The organism is Butyrivibrio proteoclasticus B316 (assembly GCF_000145035.1).
Classification (GTDB): Bacteria; Bacillota; Clostridia; order Lachnospirales; family Lachnospiraceae; genus Butyrivibrio; species Butyrivibrio proteoclasticus.
In genome coordinates this window covers 271,983-292,028 of record NC_014387.1, presented here as the reverse complement: position 1 = coordinate 292,028, position 20,046 = coordinate 271,983, and the positions used below count along the sequence as shown (strand labels likewise).

Sequence of the window (20,046 nt, the reverse complement as noted above, 5' to 3'; positions counted from 1 at the left end):
TTATCGGGTTGAATGGAGATGGAGAGATTCGAACTCTTGACCCCCTGCTTGCAAGGCAGGTGCTCTCCCAACTGAGCTACACCCCCATTTAATCTGGCAGTCACCTATCCTCCCATACCGTTGCCAGTATAGTACTTTCGGCCGTTTAGGTCTTAACCGTCGTGTTCGGGATGGGAACGGGTGTTACCCCTAAACGCATCACCACCAGAAATATTTCGATGCCCTCGGCATCTAAACAGTAATACAACTCCCTACTTCATTCCTTCTCTTTTCCTTAGAAAGGAGGTGATCCAGCCGCAGGTTCTCCTACGGCTACCTTGTTACGACTTCACCCCAGTTATCCGACCTGCCTTCGACGGCTCTCTCCTTACGGTTAAGTCACCGGCTTCGGGCATTTCCGACTCCCATGGTGTGACGGGCGGTGTGTACAAGACCCGGGAACGTATTCACCGCAGCATGCTGATCTGCGATTACTAGCGATTCCAGCTTCGTGCAGGCGGGTTGCAGCCTACAGTCCGAACTGGGTCGTTATTTTTGAGATTTGCTCCGGATCGCTCCTTCGCTTCCCTTTGTTACGACATTGTAGCACGTGTGTGGCCCAGATCATAAGGGGCATGATGATTTGACGTCATCCCCACCTTCCTCCAGGTTATCCCTGGCAGTCTCCATAGAGTGCCCATCTTACTGCTGGCTACTATGGACAAGGGTTGCGCTCGTTGCGGGACTTAACCCAACATCTCACGACACGAGCTGACGACAACCATGCACCACCTGTCTCAGATGTCCCGAAGGACTAAATGCATTACCACTTATTCATCTGGATCTCAAGATCTGGTAAGGTTCTTCGCGTTGCTTCGAATTAAACCACATGCTCCACCGCTTGTGCGGGTCCCCGTCAATTCCTTTGAGTTTCATTCTTGCGAACGTACTCCCCAGGTGGAATACTTACTGCGTTAGCGACGGCACTGAATGCCTATGGCACCCAACACCTAGTATTCATCGTTTACCGCGTGGACTACCAGGGTATCTAATCCTGTTTGCTCCCCACGCCTTCGAGCCTCAACGTCAGTTGCTGTCCAGTAAGCCGCCTTCGCCACCGATGTTCCTCCTAATATCTACGCATTTCACCGCTACACTAGGAATTCCGCTTACCTCTCCAGTACTCTAGTCAAACAGTTTCCAAAGCAAGCCCACGGTTGAGCCGTGGGGTTTCACTTCAGACTTGCTTGACCGTCTGCGCTCCCTTTACACCCAGTAAATCCGGATAACGCTTGCCCCCTACGTATTACCGCGGCTGCTGGCACGTAGTTAGCCGGGGCTTCTTAGTCAGGTACCGTCATCTCTCTTTCGAGCCTTTCTTCCCTGCTGATAGAGCTTTACATACCGAAATACTTCTTCACTCACGCGGCGTCGCTGCATCAGAGTTTCCTCCATTGTGCAATATCCCCCACTGCTGCCTCCCGTAGGAGTTTGGGCCGTGTCTCAGTCCCAATGTGGCCGTCCGACCTCTCAGTCCGGCTACAGATCGTTGCTTTGGTGGGCCGTTACCCCGCCAACTGGCTAATCTGACGCGGGCCCATCTCATACCACCGGAGTTTTTCACACTGAGTCATGCGACTCTGTGCGCTTATGCGGTATTAACAGCCGTTTCCAACTGTTATCCCCCAGTATGAGGCAGGTTGCCCACGCGTTACTCACCCGTCCGCCACTAAGATACAACAAGCTTTGACCGAAGTCTCTGCAGCGTTATATCTCCGTTCGACTTGCATGTGTTAGGCACGCCGCCAGCGTTCATCCTGAGCCAGGATCGAACTCTCACGTTTAAAAGTTTGATCAGGCTAGAACTAAGCTTGGCTTTTGTTCTGTCCGTTATTTACTAATTCTTTGTTCTGAATAATTCTCTTGGAATTTTTCAGGGTTGCATTACTGTTTATTTGTCAAGGAACTTTGTTGTTGTAGCTCTCAGCCGCAACTCATTTAGAATAACACAGCTTCAAGTTCTTGTCAACAACTTTTTTAAATTTCTTTTGCCCTTTTCGTGGAAATCAACTACCGGGTCAAAGCCTCTATCTCAGTAAGTAGCTGCCCTTCCGCAACGGGCAAGAGCTATTATAGCAAAGCGATTTTATAAATGCAACTACTTTTTTCAATTGTTTATAAAACTTTTCCTAATTAGTAATACAATCTTATAACATGTCGTTAAGACAGGGGTTACTATTTCGATATTTGTAGCATACTGGATCAGAGCTATAATCAAGAAGGCTTCTGCAATTCCAAGGATCGCACCAAGTGCGCCATCTACTCTTCCAACTATCGGAATATTTTTTATTTTTCTGAAGGCATCCGATATAGCAACCATGATCTTATATACTACAAAGGCCACCACCAGATATCCTATCTTGGGAATAATCTTTCCAAGATTAACCGTCAGTACATTCTCTACTATATTGATCGAATAGTATACCGCCACAAAAGATGCAATGACAGCAATCAGTCCAGCCGCTTCAGCAAACAGGCCGTTATTTATGCCATAAGACATTCTCCACAGTATCAGACAGATAACCACAACCGTCATGACTATTTGTGAAACATCAAATCCCACAATCTTTCCTCCAACAATAAAGCTTCATCATCCAATTTATTGATTTTGCATAAATCATATCCATAAAAGAGTTTAACATGAGAAATACAAAATAATACGGTGAACTATCCTATATCATAAGAAATAATTGCGCCAATAATATCTTACCGGCGCAATTACAATCATTTGTCATTATTCATACTTCTTATTTAATCATTCAAAAAAAATCTTTAAATCAGTTTGGTTATATCCAAGCCCATCAATGCATATATTACTTTATCATCATTTGATTGCTTAAAGTTCTTTATCTCTACGCATGACAACATCACTTCAAATTCATTGTCGCAACATTCTTGGATGTAACAAGGGTAAACCTGCTCCTAATGTTCGTAGGAATCATAACCTTAACAGGCTCATCAAACGAGCCAACATATTTATCATGCCCTGACATATCTTTGATCACGCATTCATCTTCGTTATAAATGATTATCTGCTTATCATTAAAAATAATGTCAGAATATGCAATATCAAAATATGTTGTGAGTATCAGGTCTCCCTGCCCATTATAAACCTGCAGCCTGTAATCTCCATCTTCGGTTCCGTTCATGAACACAAGTCCAACATAACTGTCATTATAATATACAGCCCTTACCTGCTCATCACCCATAAGGCTTTCTGACTTACTGACAGGTTTCTGATCTCCCGCATAAAACATTATCCTGTCATCTGACAGAGCGAAAGCAGTATTACCATTAATAAATTGAACATAAGGAACTACAACTCCCGGATAATCATATCCGCTGGCATAGTTATCGATAGAGTTCTGTCCGACTGATCCAAAGTTAAAAAATGCAACGCTTGTCTTGAGTGCCCCTTCTTCAGGATACAGATATGATACACACAAAAGCTCCGCATTAGGCGATAAGCTTATACTTATCGGATACCCGCTATCCTTCATGGTAGTCTTAAAGTTCGCTAGGGTATTTCCTTCCGAGTCATAAAGATAAATCCAGGTCACATCCGTTCCATCAAGCACAGCAGCTACAACGCCCTGAGAAGAAACACAAAAATCCCTGATCGGCAAATTAGTGTCAACTACCCCCATTGCGCCATTTGTGTTACTGACATAAATGTTATGGCCGTTATAATCGCCTATAGCAATTACTGAATTACAAGTATGTGCGATAGGATTCTGCATTTCGTAGGTCTGGTTCCACACAGGCTGTCCTGTAGAGCTATAACAGCTGACACCATCTTTACTGTACTGGACGATATTGCCTCCAAGGCTTATCACCTTGGAATCCGCACTGTTACTGATTGTAGCATCAAGCGATATTTCCGCCTCAGAATACTCCCTGTCTCTCCAGCTCACATACACCACAATTACAGTTAAAAGAACTATCGCTGCAATAGCAATAGTTCTAAAAAACACCTTGAGCTTATGGCTACGGATTTTCTCTTTATAAGAAGTATCTACCCCTGAAGATCCTGGCGTACTGTCATTATTCTTTTTTCTGGCATATGAACTAAAATCCCTGACTTCTGCCAATTCTATTCTCCATTTACACTATCAATTAAACTGATATACAGTCACGCAATCATATTCTCTGTCTGGTCCAAAAATTGGATCCGGGAAGCCTTTCTGATTAACAGAGTTAGGATAAAACTGTGTCTCAAGGCAGAAACCATCTCTTGGCTTGTACTCAGTATTCTCTTTTCCAACCTTGCTCTTAAGGAAGTTACCAACATAAAGCTGAATTCCCGGAAGAGTTGTGAGGCACTTAAGTGTAATTCCACTCTTAGGTGATTTAGCAAATGCTGCCTGTCTAAGCACGCCTTCTTCTCCGTCTACGCAGAAATTATGATCATATCCGCCAACACACTGAAGCTGCTCTACATCTGCATTAATATCCTGCCCGATTTCTTTGGCGTTAGTAAAATCAAAAACAGTTCCTGCCACTTCCGCAAGTTCGCCTGTAGGAATAGCTGCTCTGTCAATTACAGGTGTAAATCTGGAAGCATTTAATGTAAGCTCATGATCAAGGATACTTCCTGAATTATGTCCTCCAAGATTGAAGTAAACATGGTTAGTCATGTTAATAAGTGTCTTGGCATCACTTGTTGCATGATAGTGAAGTTCAAGATTATTGTCCTCATCGAGAGTATATGTAAGAGTAAATACTCTGTTTCCGGAAAATCCCATATCGCCATCAGCAGCTTTGAGAGTGAACTCTACGCAGTTATCACCCTCTTTAGCATCCCAAATGCGCTTGTGGAAACCAATCTCCATATCTGTATGAAGGTTATTAGGGCCATCATTGACAGGAAGCTTAAACTCTTTGCCATCTATAGAATATCTTGCACAAGCAATTCTGTTAGCTGTAGGGCCAACTGTTGCTCCAAGGAAGCAGTCATTGTCAAAATAAGCTTCTGCTGTATCATAACCAAGAACAACGTCTACTTTCTTGCCATCTTTTGTAGGAACAAAAACATTTTTAATGGTACATCCGTAATTGAGGATAACAGTCTCTACGCCCTTGCTGTTAGCAATGTGATAAGCGTAAATTTCTTCCCCTTTTTGTGTCTTCCCAAACAACTCTTTAGTCACTGCCATTTCATATCCCTCCTGGTTATTATCTTATAACTCGGTTCTACCTTCCAACGCTCTTAAAAGAGTGACCTCATCTATATACTCGAGATCTCCTCCAACCGGAACTCCACTGGCAATCCTGGTGACTTTAATACCTGTCGGTTTGATAAGCTTGCTGATATACATTGCAGTAGTCTCACCTTCAAGGCTGGAATTGGTAGCAACTATAACCTCTTCTACCTCATGAGTCTGTAATCTCTGCATCAGCTCTGCCAGCCTAATGTCACCCGGGCCTACGCCAAGCATCGGGGAAATAGCCCCATGCAATACATGATAAACGCCTTCGAATTTACCAGTCTTCTCATATGCTGCTAAATCTCTTGCATTTTCTACAACCATAATAGTCTTATGATCTCTGCCGGGATTACTACATATTGGACAGATATCATCATCAGTAAGGGTACAGCACTCCTTGCAATAATGAACATTTTCTCTTGCATTAACAATTGAATCTGCAAGCTTATGCACTCTGTCCTTGGGAAGTCCGATCAGATAAAAAGCCAGTCTCTGCGCGGATTTACCCCCAATTCCCGGGAGAGAAGATAACTCATCTATCAGCTTATTGATATGTCCGCTGTAAAGCTCCATTAGAAAGGAAATCCTCCGCCAAGACCACCAAGGCCGCCTGTCATCTTGTTAACAAGCGCTCCGCTGGCTTCATCAGCCTGCTTCATTGCCTCATTAACTGCTGCAACTATCATATCCTGAAGCATTTCTACATCATCAGGATCTACTGCTTCCGGTGAAATAGTCACAGATTTAAGTGATTTGTTACCAAATACTGTTACTTCTACAGCACCGCCACCGGCTTTAGCTGTAAACTCTTTGGTCTCGAGCTCTTTCTGGCTCTCCTCCATCTGACGCTGCATTCTCTGCGCCTGCTTCATTAAATTACTCATATTGCCAGGCATTCCTCCACCTGGAAATCCACCTCTTTTTGCCATTGTTTCTTTCTCCTTCTAAAAATATAAGATTACGAATTACTCCGTTTCAATGTCATCCTCAGTTACTATATCAAAGTTTATAGCCTGAAGGTTAACATAGTTTTCCTCAAAAACCTGTGTAGGTTCAAGATATCTTGTTTCAAATTCTACATGTTTACCTGTAGCATTGTCCAGAAAGTCCTGCAATTCTTCCTTGGATTCTCCCTTGGAATACTTATCAGCGATCTGTCTGTTCTCAAGCACAATCTGAAGAGTATCATCATTACCCAGACTAAGTCTTGCCTTTTGAAGATATATCTTCATCGGATTATCCATTCTCATGAGAAGTCCGGGCCAGTTGCTGACAACCTTCTGTATATCCTCCGGAACTGCCCTGTCCAGCACTTTCTTTTCTCTTGGTGTTCCCAGCTGCTGCGCAGCAGCTGCTCCACCCGCTACAGAAACAGCTACCTGCCCTGACTGTATACCCTTTAATAGTCGGCCATTTTCCTCGTCATGCTGCTCAAGGATCCTGATCCTATCCTCAAACGCTCCCTCACTGTCTTCCATCTGCGGCTTGCACAGTTTAATAAGTGTTATCTCTATGAGTATACGCTTCTGAGAAGCATATCTTATCTGCGAAGACAATTCGGAAAAAACTCTGATGTATCTCAGAATAGTGTCGATATCCGCAGTGCTCGCCTGCTCTTTGAGTGCTACCAGATTATCAGAGGAAATATCTATAACATCTTCCATCTGATCAGAGGCTTGCACAAGCATCAGATTTCGCAGATACCATACAAAGTCATTAACAAACTGCGACAGCTCTCGTCCCTGAATGACAATATCAGCCAAAAGAGTAAGTGCTCCGTTAATATCCTGTGTATATAGCGCCGAAAAGAGCCTGCTGAAAACTTCTGTATCTACCGCGCCAAGCACATTAAGCACCTTGTCGTAGGTAAGTTCTTCCCCATAATTAAAGGCAATGCACTGATCCAGGAGACTAAGCGAATCTCTCATGGATCCGTCAGCTGTCTTGGCAACATATCTGAGAGCTCTGTCCTCTACCTTGATGCCTTCTGCATCTACTACTTCTCTAAGTCTTGCCTCGATAGTATCAATTGTGATCCTGTGAAAATCATATCTCTGACATCTGGACAAAATAGTAATAGGCAGCTTCTGAACTTCAGTCGTAGCCAAAATAAACATTACATAAGACGGTGGCTCTTCCAACGTCTTAAGAAGCGCATTAAAAGCGCCTGTCGAGAGCATGTGAACCTCGTCGATAATATAAACTTTCTTTTTACCCTTGGTAGGTGAATAAGAAACTTCGTCGATGATTTCTCTGACATTATCCACACCGTTGTTGGAAGCAGCATCAATCTCGATAACATTCATGCTGTTGCCCGCAGCTATTTCCCTACACATCTCACACTGTCCACATGGACTTCCATCCACAGGGTTCTCGCAGTTAACTGCCCTTGCAAGAATTTTGGCAACAGAAGTCTTACCTGTTCCGCGAGTTCCGCAGAACAGGTAAGCATGTCCAACTCTATCCGATTTGATCTGATTCTTGAGTGTGGTAACTATGTGATCCTGGCCTTTGACATCTTCAAAAACCGGTGGTCTGAATTTTCTGTATAGTGCTACATAACCCATTAAAACTAAACTCCCGCAGCATTTCTCTTATGCATAAGTATCTGCATAAGATTTCAATGCCCTGCACGCAGGCCATTAAAGTGGCCTCATGCCATAACTTTTTTCATATTATGATCATTAATCCCCGAAGCATACTCCAAGCATCTTGGCTTCCTGAATAATGCTGGCATCCGGAGAAACATATTTAAGTTTGCCTGCAATATCTGAAAGAGGAACCTTGACGATTTCTCTGTTCTTGTAAGCAACCATATAGCCATATTCCTTGTTGAGAATAAGCTGGCCAGCCTCCGCACCAAGACGTGAAGCAAACACTCTGTCGTATGGATCAGGTGCTCCACCTCTCTGCATATGTCCGGGCACAGTGACACGAACCTCATGTCCTGTCTTATTCTGTATCTTCTCAGCTATTTCATAAGAAACAGAAGGGTACTTGTAATCTGCCATCTTCTCCTTGTACTCTTTCTTGGAAAGCTTGGCATCCTTCTTGGATATCGCACCCTCAGCCACAGCAATTATAGTAAATCGGCTGCCTCTCTTGTCTCTTGCCTCTATAGCCTCGCAAATCTTGTCAATATCATAAGGGATCTCAGGAATCAGGATAACGTCGGCACCTCCCGCAAGTCCTGCGTTAAGTGTCAGCCATCCAACCTTATGTCCCATTACTTCTATAATAAATACACGGCCGTGAGAATCAGCTGTCGTGTGGATATTATCAATAACCTGCGTTGCCACATCAACCGCGCTCTGGAATCCAAATGTCATGTCAGTTCCCCAGAGATCATTGTCTATAGTCTTGGGTAAAGATACTACATTGAGTCCCTCTTCGCTCAACAAATTAGCCGTTTTCTGAGAACCATTGCCCCCAAGAACAACCAGACAGTCAAGCTGAAGCTTGTAATAGTTCTGCTTCATTGCCTCAACCTTATCCAGACCATTCTCATCAGGTTCTCTGATTGTCTTAAAAGGAGTTCTGGAGCTGCCAAGAATAGTTCCACCCTTGGTCAGGATTCCCGAAAAATCCTTGGATGTGAGCATTCTGAAATCGCTGTAAATAAGTCCCTTATAACCGTTTAAAAAGCCATAGAACTCAACCTGCTCACCACTGTGCGCAATACACTTAACAACGCCGCGCATTGCCGCATTCAAAGCCTGACAGTCACCACCACTAGTCAACATACCGATTCTCATCATTGTGAAAAGGCCTCCTTTGAAAAAGCTCAATTGTAAACGCACATACTACTAACAATTATACAAAATTATTATGTCCATGCCAAGTTACACGGTTGACTGTCAATCATTAAAAAAGTATAATAAAAAGCGCTTTGGAGCTTAGTCCAGGCGCTTTATCATTTGTATTTTGGAGTTGTACCCAAGTGGTTGAAGGGTCCGGATTCGAAATCCGGTAGGTCGGCTAGTCCGGCGCAGGGGTTCAAATCCCCTCAACTCCGTTTTTCAGTTTTAATTTTTCAGTTTATTCCTGCAAATTCCATCCAATAGTATTTTTCATCGTTATCAGAAATTATAAGTAAGAATAAGGTCACTTAACTGTCTGTAGGTTCCTCTCGGAACTGAGAACTCCATTCCATCCTCCATCGACAATATATCCTTATTTATCTTGAGTACTTTTTTCAGATTTATTATAGTCTTGGTCCCAAGGGCATGAAAATACGGCTCTACCAGATCTGCCATTAGTGCCTGCATTGTGCTTCGCACAAAATAGCTCTTTTCCACTGTCACAATCCTCTTGTAATGGTCTTCTGACTCTATGTACATGATGTCCTCAACAGGTATTCTGCTGACTACTCCGCTTTCTCTGACTACCAAAAATCTGGTCTCCTGCTCCTGGCATACTCTGTCCATGGCGTCAAAAAAATCTTCTTCAAGTATGGGCTTTTCAAGATAGTGAACAGCGTGAATCCTGAAGGCCTCTTTATAAAATGCATTTGAAGAAGTCATAAAGATAATATGGCCATTCTCATCCTTGCCTCGAATGGACTCAGCAATTTCTATTCCGTTTAGTTTGTCTATGTAAATATCCAAAAGATAGACGTCATAGGAATTCTTCTCTATGGCATCTAAAAGATCTAAAGAAGTATAAAAGATATCGACACTCATCTCCACTCTGGGATGAGCTGCCTTATACTTATCTAAAAGCCCTGCTGCCTCAGCAGCAGAGCTCTTCTCATCATCACAAATGGCAATTTTGTACATAATACCCCCAACGAAAAGTCATACAAACTTACACTTATATTTCAATTATCAGTTGACTATCCCCTAAAGTCAATGCTTTGTCCGACTAACTTTTCTTCAGGCGCCTGTATATTATTGGCTCTCATATTATAGTTATAAGCCTCAATCTTGGATTTTAATTCTTCTACAGAACTTGCCATGATGATTTCTACATCATCATCGTTTTCAATATCTTCCCAGTTCTTTACTTTGTTTGTGCCATCGGAAGACTTATCTTTTATTTTCTGCAGCTGTTCTTCATGCTGCTCTTTCTTTTCCGCTTTCTTTTCAGCCGCTTTCTCTGCTTTCTTTTTGGCTTCTCTCTTAGCGGCCAGCTTCTCTGTCATGCTCTGTGACGATTTCTGCATAACGGCAAAGAAAGATGCTGTTCCGTTGTCATTGACCTGCATTCCGATCGATTTAACATTGCCCTGCTGCTGAGCAAGTGATTTAAGCGCTGGCATCTGTGACTGAGCTCTTGAAATAAGCCCTTCATACTTGGCTCTGAAGTTCTCATCCGTGGCCATTCTCTCGATCTTTTCCTCATCTATGAGAACAACCATTTTATTGGCATTTCCATAAGAAGCCGCATTCTGCTTGGCATGTTCCTTCATATCTTTACTGACAAGAACAAAATCCATATTTGAATACTTCTTTTTAAGTTCTTCATAGTATTTGGCACCAGCTTCGCTAAGCTGAGCCTTTCCAATGGTCTTGCCATAGTTGCCGGATTTAACACCGCTATTTTCTTTTACCCCGGAATTTTTTATAGCTTCTAATGCGCCAGAATTCGCTGCTATTTCAGAAATATTACTCATGGTTCCCTCCATTTCTCAAGGCTGTTCCTTGACCGCTTCCCTGCTACAATAATATTTATGTCAAAAAAGATTAGACTATACTATTTCTCTAATCTATTTATCGGAAAACCTTCATTATTTCTTTAGAAAAAAATAGCCAAAAGAGAAAAAAATCCCTTTTGGCTAGTCATATCATTTCCACATATCAGAAACAAAGTACATTAGTGCTGACCAGGTATATACAGAATAAAAATGCCCCTTGTCATCAACGCCTTTTTTAAGAAGCTCTCTTGCCTTTTCTTTATCAATTAGAGAAAAGCCGTCAAAACACTCTGAACCTACACCGCCCTTTTGATTCATTTCATCAAGGTTATCTAGGTGAAGTATCACAAGTGCCAGTGCATTGCTCTCATCAGTCATTCCGGGTGTGCTGAAAAGAAGCGGATTTATAACTGATACACTGTCTCTTTTGGTATCCACAACAATTCCTGTTTCTTCGTGAATCTCTCTTATGGCAGTTGTTGCTATAGGGTTTTCTTCATCCCTATCCTCAGGATCCATAAGGCCTGCCGGAACACTCAAAAGAAATCTTCCTGTAGGATATCTGTACTCATAGGATAAAAGAAGCTGCGGCTCTTTGCCCGGAAGTTCAACAATAACCACACAACTGACTGCGTCAGGCAGCATTGTTTTAAATTCCTCTTCTGTCTTGGTAGCAACTATATTATCCAAAGGACGTCTTGTCGCATCAAAATAATGCTTGCCCTCCTCATATTGCAGATCAAAAACACGGATAAATTTCTTATCAAGTATGGTTTCTACCTTATCTTTGGTAATAATTGGTCCAGTCATCACATTCTCCTTTGGTCTTACTTAACGTAGTAGTGCCTTGCTATCCACTTGGAGAGTCCTTCAAGCCCGGGGTATACTATTCTCTCGCTCATGTTAAGCTGATCCAGCATATCCCTTACTCTCCAGCGCAGGTTCTTATCAATAACATATTTAACAGTATCCTTGGTATTCTTATCAAGGAAGCCTTCTATATCTTCTATTCCCATTGGAACAACAGCAAAAAATGAATGCTGATTGATGATTCTCTGATTAAGAGATGGGGGTTCTATTATAACCATTGCAGAATTGCCCATGTCTCTGTCATACTGCTTTAAACTGTTTCCTGTAAGCTCTTTTAACATATCTACAGTAAAAATAGTGGAATGCTTGTCATAGACGGCATATTTATAATTGTTTGGAAGAAGCTCGACCATCTCTGACATATTTATTCGCCAGACCATACAGTCATGCTTATCCATTTCTTCCAGATTTTCCTCTGTCATGGCAAAATTAAGTCCGACAAGTGCAGACTGTGTCCAGTCCAGAAGTCTTGTAGGAAGACCATAGTGCTGTCCCAGTATCATCTGCCTCCATACAGATGAACCAATTGAAGGCTCGTCATTTATCGCATATTTGGCGAAGTTCTCCAGAATAGCAGGCTCCAGGTGGTTCTGCCTGCTCTTACAATTCCTGCTAAGACTTGTATACATGGTAAAAGAGGAATCAGACATTCCTCTGTAAATATATGGGCTCCTGTTTCTGTCCAGATCCGCTCTGTATTCCTGCTCTGTAAGAAGCGGCAAAAGTTCTTCTAAAGTATCAATATGTACTTCTTTTATCATGCCCGGCCCCTTTCAATTAGTATTCCGTATTACTCTTATTAACTCAATTATACACTTTAGGGGAAGTGCTTATCAAATACCTGCCGCAAATACCAATAATATGCAGGCAAACTAAATGAGGCGCAGCCATAAAGCTGCGCCCCTAGTCTATAGTCGGTTAAATAATTGGTTTTTTTATTATTTTACTGTAACGTTTGTAAGGTGTGGGTTAGCTCCCTCATACCAGTAAAGGAATCCCTCTACATCTACTGTCTGGCCAGCCTCAAGTCCGCTTACGAGGTTGTAGAACTTCTCGTCCGAACCATTGAGATAGTACTCAAGGCAGAACTCATAGTTAGCACCATCTTTTGAAAGTGTAACGTAGATATCATCACCAGGCTGCTCATTCTTGAATGCAACTGCCTCAACTGTCATATCTGAGAAAGAAACAAGCTGGTTCTGAAGGTCGATGAGCTCATCCTTGCCAAGAAGGTCTGTAGCATCCTTAGCTGTTGCTACAAAGTTACCATCCTCGATCTCGTAAGTTGCATCTACGATCTCAACTTCACCAGACCACTCAGACTTAACACCTGTAACCTTGATCTTTGTTCCTGGAACAAGCTTGTCATAATCTTCCTGTGAGCAAGCCATCTCATAAATGAAGTAAGCGCCATCCTGATCCTGTGTATAGAATGTAGCCTTATCTTCCCACCATGACTGCTTAGCCTGTACATAAGTCTCAACTACAACTTCTGAATCAAGCTCAGCTGCTGCGTACTCAGCGTATGTCATAACGCCTTCTGACTTAGCATCGTCTGCTGTCTCTGCAACTTCTGTTACTTCTGCTGCTACAGACTCTGCTACAGTTGCTGCCTCTTCTACTGCACTAACTGCCTCAGTAGCTGTTTCAGCAACTTCTGTTACTTCCTGCTTGCCGCATCCAACGAATGCAAGTGCAAGACCCATTGTCAATACTACTGCTAATGTCTTCTTCATAATATTCCTCCTATTATGTGGGCGAACGCCCATGAATAATTACAAACAATGCAATTATACTAACAATATTTCATAAATACAAATATTTATTCATTTTTTTGNAAGTTTTTAGTTTCTCTTTTAACGAATACAGTCCAATCAGAACCCACGCGGTTACAAGAACTGCTATAAGCGCAACAGATGCTGCGGGAAGTTTCCCAAGTTCTGCTTTGCCGCCTATATTGCCTGTAGAACCCTGGTCCAGATGATAAAGCGCCTTAACATCTTCATAAAGCTGGTCAATATAAGCATCATCAACTGTCTTTTTCCTTCTGACAGATTTAGTCACGTTCTCAATAAGCTGTCCGGCCGCATCTCTCACAGAAGCTGATCCGTTAAATACAGGTGTAACAAAGGTGTTCTCAGTATTATCCATGAGGATCTTTGTAGCCTTGATCTTAACGTCATAGTGTTTGTCATCATCACTTCCGGCCCCGGCAAGGTAATCCTGATACTCTGCGGTGCTCTGAGCCTTGGTTGTGACAGGAAGATAACCTTCAGTCTCTGAATAAGCAATCTGAACATCATTAGTCAAAAGATATTGCGCAAAAAGCCAGGATGCCAGTACTTCCTGAGAATCTTTTTTATTGAAAATACATACGGATGGCCCCTGCGAGATCATGGAAGGCTTCTCGGGATCATACTGAGGAATTGCCATTACTTCGGTCTCAAAATCAATAACCTTATCTTCTGAAATATCAAGAAGTGGCGCCTTGGATCCCATCCAGGTAGCCCCTGCAGTTGAGTCAATTGCAAAGATGCACTGTCCTGCGTTTAAAAAGTTAGCCGGATATCCGGAAATCTTAAATGTTGAAAAAGCTCCGCTACCTGTGTGTTCTGCAATAGTCTTCAGAATTCCTCTGGTATCATCGTTAAAAAGAAGAATGTTTCCTTCCTGGTCTGAATAACCTGCCCCGAGCTGCTTAAGGGATTGTATCATCATGTTATCTGTGGACTTGTAAATAAATGGTATCATTACGTTCTGACCATTTACCTTGAATGTCCCGTCTGCATTCTTTTCCATAGCAGCCTCTGAAACCTCCCAGATAAAATCCCAGGTAAGCGTATCCGGAAGCTCGTATCCAAGCTTTTCCACATATGTCTTGTTAATATAACAGGCCTCAGTTGACCTCATGTAGGGAAGAGCATAATGCTTATCCCCAATTACGCACTCTGATAAAAACTCAGGTACTATCTCTGAAACTGCAGGTGAGTCAAACTTAAGGGCGCTTCCACCAAGCCCGTATTTCTCATCAGCAAAAAGATCATCCAGCGGAACTACAGTGTTATTGCCCATAAGATAGGTTGCAATATGATCCGGATAAGTGATACACACATTTGGTGTGGTTCCCGTTGAAATATTGGTGATTACATCGTTGTATATTTTGCCGTAATCCGTATACAGACGCATATTCACTGTAATATTAGGATATAGCTTCTCAAAGTCTTCTATTGCCTTATTATAAATTGCAGTCTGAGTTACATTCGTGTCATTTTTAGCCCAGAAAGTCAGTTCTATCTTCTTATTCTCATCAAGCTCCTGCGGTATCTCAAAGCCTGCGCTGTCTTTTGCTCCGTGGCACCCTGTGAGAATACACGAACTGGCTAATACGCATCCCAAAAAGACTGTTATCTTTCTTTTTATATTGATTACCATATTCTCTCTGATACTCTTTCTCATAAAATATTGACAAGGCTCTTAAATCAGCCCTTCGTTCCGCCTCTTGCTACACCAGCCATGATCTTGTGTCTGAAAATGAGGAACAAAACCACAAGCGGTACAGATATTACAACTACTGCTGCCATCATAGCAGGTACGTTTTCTCGTCCAAAGCCGTTTTCCCTTATCTCCTGGATACCGTTTGAAACAAGGAAATAATTGGAGTCATCTGTGATAAGTCTGGGCCATACATATGAATTCCAGCACTCGATGACCTTTAGGATAGTGATCGTCACTATAGTTGGCCTTGAGATCGGGAGCATAACTTTCCACAAGTATCTAAAATCCGAGGTTCCATCAACCTTAGCGGCTTTATATAGTTCTTCCGGAATCTGCTCAAAATTCTCTTTTAAAAGATATATGTAGAACACAGAAGTTACCGATGGCAAGATCAGTCCCATAAAGGTGTTTCTAAGGTCCAGGTTTGTGATTGTAACGTAATTAGTGATGATAACAAGCTCATTAGGTATCATCATCAGCGACAGAAAAAGAGAAAACACTATATCTTTTCCCTTAAAATCAAGCCTTGCAAAAGCAAACGCCGAGAGGACTACAACCACCATCATAAGAAGGGTTGTGAGCACCGTAAAAACAAAGGTGTTAAAAAAGTATCTTCCGAGTGAAACCGCAGTAAATGCAGTCACATAATTCTCAAGCGTCGGGCTGAGGGTAAAGAATCTGGGCACATATTCTGAATTGTATGCGCCATATCCCTTGACTGAAGTTAGAAGCATCCAGTAAAAGGGAAACAGTACAAGAATTGCCCATAGAGTCAGAAGAAAGTAGATCACTACCTTTCTGAGCCTCTCGTTTCTCACTGCCTGTCTTTCAAGTTTTTTATTGGCATTTTCGTTCATATCTAACCGATTCCTTATTATGACAATTTATTGATAATATACAGTCTTTCTGCTGACCATCAAGTTGATGGTTGTGATAGTAAATACGATTGCGAAGAGGATAAGAGCTGCTGCCGACGCATAGGAAGGATAGCCTCCGCTATTACCGTAGAGCATATCATACACGTATCCGACAATTGTATTCATACCTGCTGCATTAAGATCTGTTCCAAAAAGAGCCACTTCATCGCTATATGCCTTGAAAGCTCCGATAAATCCAGTGATCACAAGGTAGAAAACCATTGGAGATATCATTGGAAGCGTGATCTTATAAAAGATTCTCCACTTTGGAGTTGCATCAACTTCAGCAGCTTTGTAATACATAGGATTTACTGAAGCCAGCGCACTTGTAAGGATCAATATCTTAAATGGCATAACGATCCAAATGGTATAAAAGCACATTACAAACATCTTGGCCCAGTAAGGTCCGTCAATAAAATCAACTGATGGTCCGCCAAATAGCTGGATCAAAAGAGAAATAAGTCCGTCCGAATACGCTGTCTTTTTAAACAGGATCATGAAAACAAGACCTACAGCCAGTGTATTTGTAACATAGGGCAGGAAATATACAGTCTGGAAAAAATCTCTCAAAGCCTTGATAGAACTAAGTTCAAGAGATATCAAAAGAGCTATCCCCGTAGATAAAGGGACAGTGATTATAACGATTATGAAGGTGTTCTTGAGAGCCTGAATAAAGTATGGATCATGAAGAACATAAGAATAGTTATATAATCCGGTTCCCCAGAAGGTCTGGGATGCGAAATTATATCCTTCCTCAAAGGAGTAAACAAATACATCGATAAGAGGATACACCATGAATACTCCAAGGAAAGCTATGGCCGGTAAAAGACACAGCCAGGCAGTCAGATTCTTTTTCATAGGATTATCCTCTCATTGGTATTCTCATCAAAAACATGAACTTTGGACGGTTTAAGTGAAAATCTTATCTTGCCGTCAACTCCGGTACTGACTACTTCTGATGGAATGATGGCTCTGATATTCTCACCTACAAAAAGCGGGTGCTTAGCCACGTAGCTTGTGTCTCTTCCCATTACTTCGCGGTTTACAAATTCGCATTCAAGCGGCCCGTTTTCATCAACAATAAAGCCTTCCGGTCTGATGGATACGGACACATTTCTGTCAGAAACGCCACCGGCGTCAAGGACTCTTGCATCGCCAATATATACCCCGCCGTCTGCAATCCTTCCTTTAAAGGTATTGATCTGCGGAGTTCCCAAAAAGCTTGCAACAAAAAGATTTATCGGCTCATCGTAGATCCTCTGAGGATCTCCCATCTGCTGCAAAACTCCATTTTTCATAACAACGATGGTATCACAAATGCTCATGGCCTCTTCCTGATCATGAGTTACAAAAACAGTTGTAATACCGGTCTCAAGCTGTATTCTCTTAAGTTCCTCTCTGGTCTGAAGGCGAAGTCTCGCGTCAAGGTTTGAGAGTGGCTCATCCAAAAGAAGCACCTGAGGCCTTTTTACCAGCGCTCTTGCAATAGCAACTCTCTGCTGCTGACCGCCAGACATCTCACTTGGCCTTCTGTCCAGAAGTTCCTCAATCTGCACAAGTCTTGCCGCCTCTAAAACTTTTTCTTCCATTTCTTCCTTGGAGAGCTTCTTGTCGCCTCTAAAGTTCTCAAGCGGGAATCTGATATTCTCACGGACAGTAAGGTGCGGATAAAGAGCATAATTCTGAAAAACCAGTCCCACTCCTCTGTGCTGCGGCGGAAGGTCTGTCACATCCGTATCTCCAAAAATGATCCTTCCTTCTGTAGGCTTCTCAAGTCCGCAGATAAGGTTAAGCGCTGTACTCTTTCCACAGCCTGAAGGACCCAAAAGACCTATAAGCTTGCCATCAGGAATCTCAAAGTTAAAGTCGTTAACAGCAATGACGTCCTCTTTAATTTTCTTATTTCTATTAGGAAAACGTTTGGTAACGTGCTCCAGTGTTACTTTCATTACATGCTCCTCCATCAAATATTGACACTACTTATTCTAATGACTATTATGCACTCGCTTATACGCAATAGTCACATCTGATGCCTTACAACCTTGTACTCATCGCCATCCTGATAATATGGGCACTCCTTATTACCGCCAGCTACCATGCGGCCATAGTCATCCTCATCCATATTGACCATACATACGTAACATTCCCAGTCATCATCATATGCATAATTTGCACAAGTATCACAAATCATATAAAACCTCTTTCATTTCTCTTAAAACACCTTATGATGTATATTTTTGACTTTTAACACCTATATCATAATACCTCAAAAACTCATAGCTTCCACATATTTTTCTGCAAAATCTGCTTTGTTTACAAGTTCCACTACCTGCGCAGTTTCCGCTATCTTCTGCAGTCTCTTAACAGCCTTATCACCGGCTTCCCTGCTCGTCAAAAGATCTGTCAAAAGATACATGCATCCCACAAGCGCCGCATTTGACGCACCAAGCACAATCTTGGAATTCTGCGGAAAGAGCTTAAGATATTTAATTTTTTTTGCGTCAAAGCTGCTTGAATATCCACCGCTTATTTCTATATACTCAGGGTCTGTTTCTCCAAGTAGCTGACTCCAGGCCGCTGCTATTGCCGCCTTGCCAAGCTGGACATTCCTGATGTCGCTCTGATAAATCCTGATCCCGTTTTCTCCATCTGTAAGCGGAAAACCGGTCTCGAAATACTCTTTGGTCAAAAGACCTGTTTCATCAACTATCCTGTTTCTGACAAGTTCTGAAACAGCCTCTAAAACGCCGCTTCCACAAATTCCGGAGGGCTCCTTATTTTTGATTGTTTCAAGCTCTACCTTGTACTTGCCATCTTTTTCCTCAATATGGACTCCATAGATTGCTCCCGGGATAGCTGCTGTCCCACATACAATTCCTCCTGCTTCAAATACAGGCCCCGCTGCCGTAGAGGTCACAAAAAGCTTGTGTCCGTCCCAATAAGCCATCTCGCCATTTGTTCCAAGATCCACAAATAAAGCCTTGTGCTTCATCTTTGTCATACTTATAGCATCGATACCCGACACTATATCTGCACCGACAAAAGCTGATATTCCGGGCATCAGTACAGCTCTGGTTTCTGATAAATACGGAAAGTCTTTTTCTGACAGGTCACCTAAAAGTTCCCACGCACTTATATTTTCCACATCAAGATTTACCGCCTTATAGGGATACTCTCCAAGTCCCGCCACATCATAACCTCTTAGAAGATGAAGCATCGTCGTATTGCCAGTGATGCAGATATAATCAAGCTTATTAACTTCTCTTCCATTAACCAGTTCCACAATTAGAGTCTTAATATCTTCCCGAATACTCTGACAGAGCTTTTCTCCATCTCCTCCTGCCGCTGCAGAAATCCTTGCTATTACATCTGCGCCGTATTTCCTCTGATGATTTATCCCGGAAACAATATCAAAGACCTGTCTGGTCTTTTCATCATTCATTCCTACAAGCATAGCTTCCAAGGTTGTTGTCCCGATATCAACAGCTATGCCCCATCCGGTTATGTCTTTTTCATCAAGAGGCTGCTTTACTCTGATTTCAAAGCTTTTCTTAACTTCAATTTCTTCCTCTTTGACAGCCACATCATCAAGAACAATTTCACAGTCACTTGTAACAATGCATCTGCACATAAGTCTGAAGCCATCAGATATCTCTTTTTCCGTCAAAAAAGACTTATCAAGAGAATTCACATCCGGAGCTCCGCTGAGAAATCTGACTCTGCATTTTCCGCATCTGCCGAGGCCGCCGCAGGGAAGCACATATTGCACGCCAGCATCACTTAAAAGCCCCTTGAGCTGTCGCCTTTTGGGAGCTTGCAACCTTATCTTTTTTCCATTTGTATTAATAGTAATAAGCAACTTATTTTTTTCCATAAAACAATG

Annotated in this window: 18 protein-coding genes, 2 tRNA genes and 2 rRNA genes; 1 reads left to right on the top strand and 21 read right to left on the bottom strand. The window is 42.3% G+C overall.

Going from position 1 to position 20,046, the window contains the following annotated elements:
* Nucleotides 1-13: 13 nt before the first annotated feature.
* From BPR_RS01210 to BPR_RS01165, 10 genes are all read right to left on the bottom strand, one after another.
* Nucleotides 14-86: transfer RNA gene (locus BPR_RS01210), tRNA-Ala, on the bottom strand.
* A 5-nt stretch (nt 87-91) separates the two neighbouring features.
* Nucleotides 92-209, bottom strand: a 5S ribosomal RNA gene (rrf, locus tag BPR_RS01205).
* A gap of 69 nt (nt 210-278) precedes the next feature.
* Nucleotides 279-1,823 (bottom strand): 16S ribosomal RNA (locus BPR_RS01200).
* Nucleotides 1,824-2,146: 323 nt separating this feature from the next.
* Nucleotides 2,147-2,602, bottom strand: a complete 456-nt coding sequence (locus BPR_RS01195; protein ID WP_013279636.1) for a CvpA family protein — start codon at nt 2,600-2,602, stop codon at nt 2,147-2,149.
* 304 nt (nt 2,603-2,906) lie between these two features.
* Nucleotides 2,907-4,130, bottom strand: a complete 1,224-nt coding sequence (locus BPR_RS01190; protein WP_013279635.1) for a DUF5711 family protein — start codon at nt 4,128-4,130, stop codon at nt 2,907-2,909.
* Between the two features lie 21 nt (nt 4,131-4,151).
* Entirely contained in the window at nt 4,152-5,195 is a 1,044-nt protein-coding gene (locus BPR_RS01185; protein ID WP_013279634.1) for an aldose epimerase family protein, read from the bottom strand.
* A 24-nt stretch (nt 5,196-5,219) separates the two neighbouring features.
* A complete protein-coding gene (recR, locus tag BPR_RS01180; RefSeq protein ID WP_013279633.1) occupies nt 5,220-5,819 on the bottom strand; it encodes a recombination mediator RecR in 600 nt (199 codons plus the stop codon).
* Entirely contained in the window at nt 5,819-6,175 is a 357-nt protein-coding gene (locus BPR_RS01175) for a YbaB/EbfC family nucleoid-associated protein (RefSeq protein ID WP_013279632.1), read from the bottom strand. Before BPR_RS01175 ends, recR begins: the two co-directional genes overlap by 1 nt.
* Nucleotides 6,176-6,211: 36 nt before the next feature.
* Nucleotides 6,212-7,813, bottom strand: coding sequence for a DNA polymerase III subunit gamma/tau (gene dnaX / locus BPR_RS01170; RefSeq protein ID WP_013279631.1), 1,602 nt, complete (start codon nt 7,811-7,813; stop codon nt 6,212-6,214).
* 117 nt (nt 7,814-7,930) lie between these two features.
* A complete protein-coding gene (locus BPR_RS01165) occupies nt 7,931-9,004 on the bottom strand; it encodes a 6-phosphofructokinase (protein ID WP_013279630.1) in 1,074 nt (357 codons plus the stop codon).
* 168 nt (nt 9,005-9,172) lie between these two features.
* Here BPR_RS01165 and BPR_RS01160 point away from each other — a divergent pair.
* Nucleotides 9,173-9,261: transfer RNA gene (locus BPR_RS01160), tRNA-Ser, on the top strand.
* A 64-nt stretch (nt 9,262-9,325) separates the two neighbouring features.
* Here the strand turns inward: BPR_RS01160 and BPR_RS01155 are convergent.
* The 11 genes from BPR_RS01155 to BPR_RS01110 all read right to left on the bottom strand — a co-directional run bounded on the left by BPR_RS01155 (nt 9,326) and on the right by BPR_RS01110 (nt 20,037).
* A complete protein-coding gene (locus tag BPR_RS01155; protein WP_013279629.1) occupies nt 9,326-10,024 on the bottom strand; it encodes a LytR/AlgR family response regulator transcription factor in 699 nt (232 codons plus the stop codon).
* 56 nt (nt 10,025-10,080) lie between these two features.
* The gene (locus BPR_RS01150; RefSeq protein ID WP_143754240.1) at nt 10,081-10,860 is read right to left on the bottom strand and encodes a DUF6033 family protein; all 780 of its coding nucleotides are present in this window, start codon (nt 10,858-10,860) and stop codon (nt 10,081-10,083) included.
* 171 nt (nt 10,861-11,031) lie between these two features.
* Nucleotides 11,032-11,691 (bottom strand): NUDIX hydrolase, encoded by a 660-nt coding sequence (locus BPR_RS01145; protein WP_013279627.1) that lies wholly within the window; start codon nt 11,689-11,691, stop codon nt 11,032-11,034.
* Between the two features lie 17 nt (nt 11,692-11,708).
* Complete coding sequence (locus BPR_RS01140; RefSeq protein ID WP_013279626.1) at nt 11,709-12,512, bottom strand: FRG domain-containing protein; 804 nt, start codon at nt 12,510-12,512, stop codon at nt 11,709-11,711.
* A gap of 177 nt (nt 12,513-12,689) precedes the next feature.
* Nucleotides 12,690-13,487 carry a hypothetical protein gene (locus BPR_RS01135; RefSeq protein ID WP_034475364.1) on the bottom strand — a complete coding sequence of 266 codons (798 nt, stop codon included), beginning with the start codon at nt 13,485-13,487 and terminating at the stop codon, nt 12,690-12,692.
* A gap of 70 nt (nt 13,488-13,557) precedes the next feature.
* Nucleotides 13,558-15,183 (bottom strand): extracellular solute-binding protein, encoded by a 1,626-nt coding sequence (locus tag BPR_RS01130; RefSeq protein ID WP_042257284.1) that lies wholly within the window; start codon nt 15,181-15,183, stop codon nt 13,558-13,560.
* A gap of 47 nt (nt 15,184-15,230) precedes the next feature.
* Nucleotides 15,231-16,103, bottom strand: a complete 873-nt coding sequence (locus tag BPR_RS01125) for a carbohydrate ABC transporter permease (protein ID WP_013279623.1) — start codon at nt 16,101-16,103, stop codon at nt 15,231-15,233.
* 27 nt (nt 16,104-16,130) lie between these two features.
* Nucleotides 16,131-17,021 carry a carbohydrate ABC transporter permease gene (locus tag BPR_RS01120; protein ID WP_013279622.1) on the bottom strand — a complete coding sequence of 297 codons (891 nt, stop codon included), beginning with the start codon at nt 17,019-17,021 and terminating at the stop codon, nt 16,131-16,133.
* On the bottom strand, nt 17,018-18,112 hold the full coding sequence (locus BPR_RS01115) for an ABC transporter ATP-binding protein (protein ID WP_042256311.1): 1,095 nt from the start codon (nt 18,110-18,112) through the stop codon (nt 17,018-17,020). The genes BPR_RS01120 and BPR_RS01115 overlap by 4 nt, the downstream gene beginning before the upstream one ends.
* A 71-nt stretch (nt 18,113-18,183) precedes the next feature.
* Nucleotides 18,184-18,354 carry a DUF6472 family protein gene (locus BPR_RS20930; RefSeq protein ID WP_013279620.1) on the bottom strand — a complete coding sequence of 57 codons (171 nt, stop codon included), beginning with the start codon at nt 18,352-18,354 and terminating at the stop codon, nt 18,184-18,186.
* 75 nt (nt 18,355-18,429) lie between these two features.
* Nucleotides 18,430-20,037, bottom strand: a complete 1,608-nt coding sequence (locus BPR_RS01110) for an ASKHA domain-containing protein (protein WP_013279619.1) — start codon at nt 20,035-20,037, stop codon at nt 18,430-18,432.
* Nucleotides 20,038-20,046 lie beyond the last annotated feature (9 nt).

What these genes read in the sequence shown, in the direction of transcription:
- BPR_RS01185 (WP_013279634.1), bottom strand. Translation starts at nt 5,195, where the DNA reads ATGGCAGTGACTAAAGAGTTGTTTGGGAAGACACAAAAAGGGGAAGAA.
- recR (WP_013279633.1), bottom strand. Translation starts at nt 5,819, where the DNA reads ATGGAGCTTTACAGCGGACATATCAATAAGCTGATAGATGAGTTATCT.
- BPR_RS01175 (WP_013279632.1), bottom strand. Translation starts at nt 6,175, where the DNA reads ATGGCAAAAAGAGGTGGATTTCCAGGTGGAGGAATGCCTGGCAATATG.
- dnaX (WP_013279631.1), bottom strand. Translation starts at nt 7,813, where the DNA reads ATGGGTTATGTAGCACTATACAGAAAATTCAGACCACCGGTTTTTGAA.
- BPR_RS01165 (WP_013279630.1), bottom strand. Translation starts at nt 9,004, where the DNA reads ATGATGAGAATCGGTATGTTGACTAGTGGTGGTGACTGTCAGGCTTTG.
- BPR_RS01155 (WP_013279629.1), bottom strand. Translation starts at nt 10,024, where the DNA reads ATGTACAAAATTGCCATTTGTGATGATGAGAAGAGCTCTGCTGCTGAG.
- BPR_RS01150 (WP_143754240.1), bottom strand. Translation starts at nt 10,860, where the DNA reads ATGAGTAATATTTCTGAAATAGCAGCGAATTCTGGCGCATTAGAAGCT.
- BPR_RS01145 (WP_013279627.1), bottom strand. Translation starts at nt 11,691, where the DNA reads ATGACTGGACCAATTATTACCAAAGATAAGGTAGAAACCATACTTGAT.
- BPR_RS01140 (WP_013279626.1), bottom strand. Translation starts at nt 12,512, where the DNA reads ATGATAAAAGAAGTACATATTGATACTTTAGAAGAACTTTTGCCGCTT.
- BPR_RS01135 (WP_034475364.1), bottom strand. Translation starts at nt 13,487, where the DNA reads ATGAAGAAGACATTAGCAGTAGTATTGACAATGGGTCTTGCACTTGCA.
- BPR_RS01125 (WP_013279623.1), bottom strand. Translation starts at nt 16,103, where the DNA reads ATGAACGAAAATGCCAATAAAAAACTTGAAAGACAGGCAGTGAGAAAC.
- BPR_RS01120 (WP_013279622.1), bottom strand. Translation starts at nt 17,021, where the DNA reads ATGAAAAAGAATCTGACTGCCTGGCTGTGTCTTTTACCGGCCATAGCT.
- BPR_RS01115 (WP_042256311.1), bottom strand. Translation starts at nt 18,112, where the DNA reads ATGAAAGTAACACTGGAGCACGTTACCAAACGTTTTCCTAATAGAAAT.
- BPR_RS20930 (WP_013279620.1), bottom strand. Translation starts at nt 18,354, where the DNA reads ATGATTTGTGATACTTGTGCAAATTATGCATATGATGATGACTGGGAA.
- BPR_RS01110 (WP_013279619.1), bottom strand. Translation starts at nt 20,037, where the DNA reads ATGGAAAAAAATAAGTTGCTTATTACTATTAATACAAATGGAAAAAAG.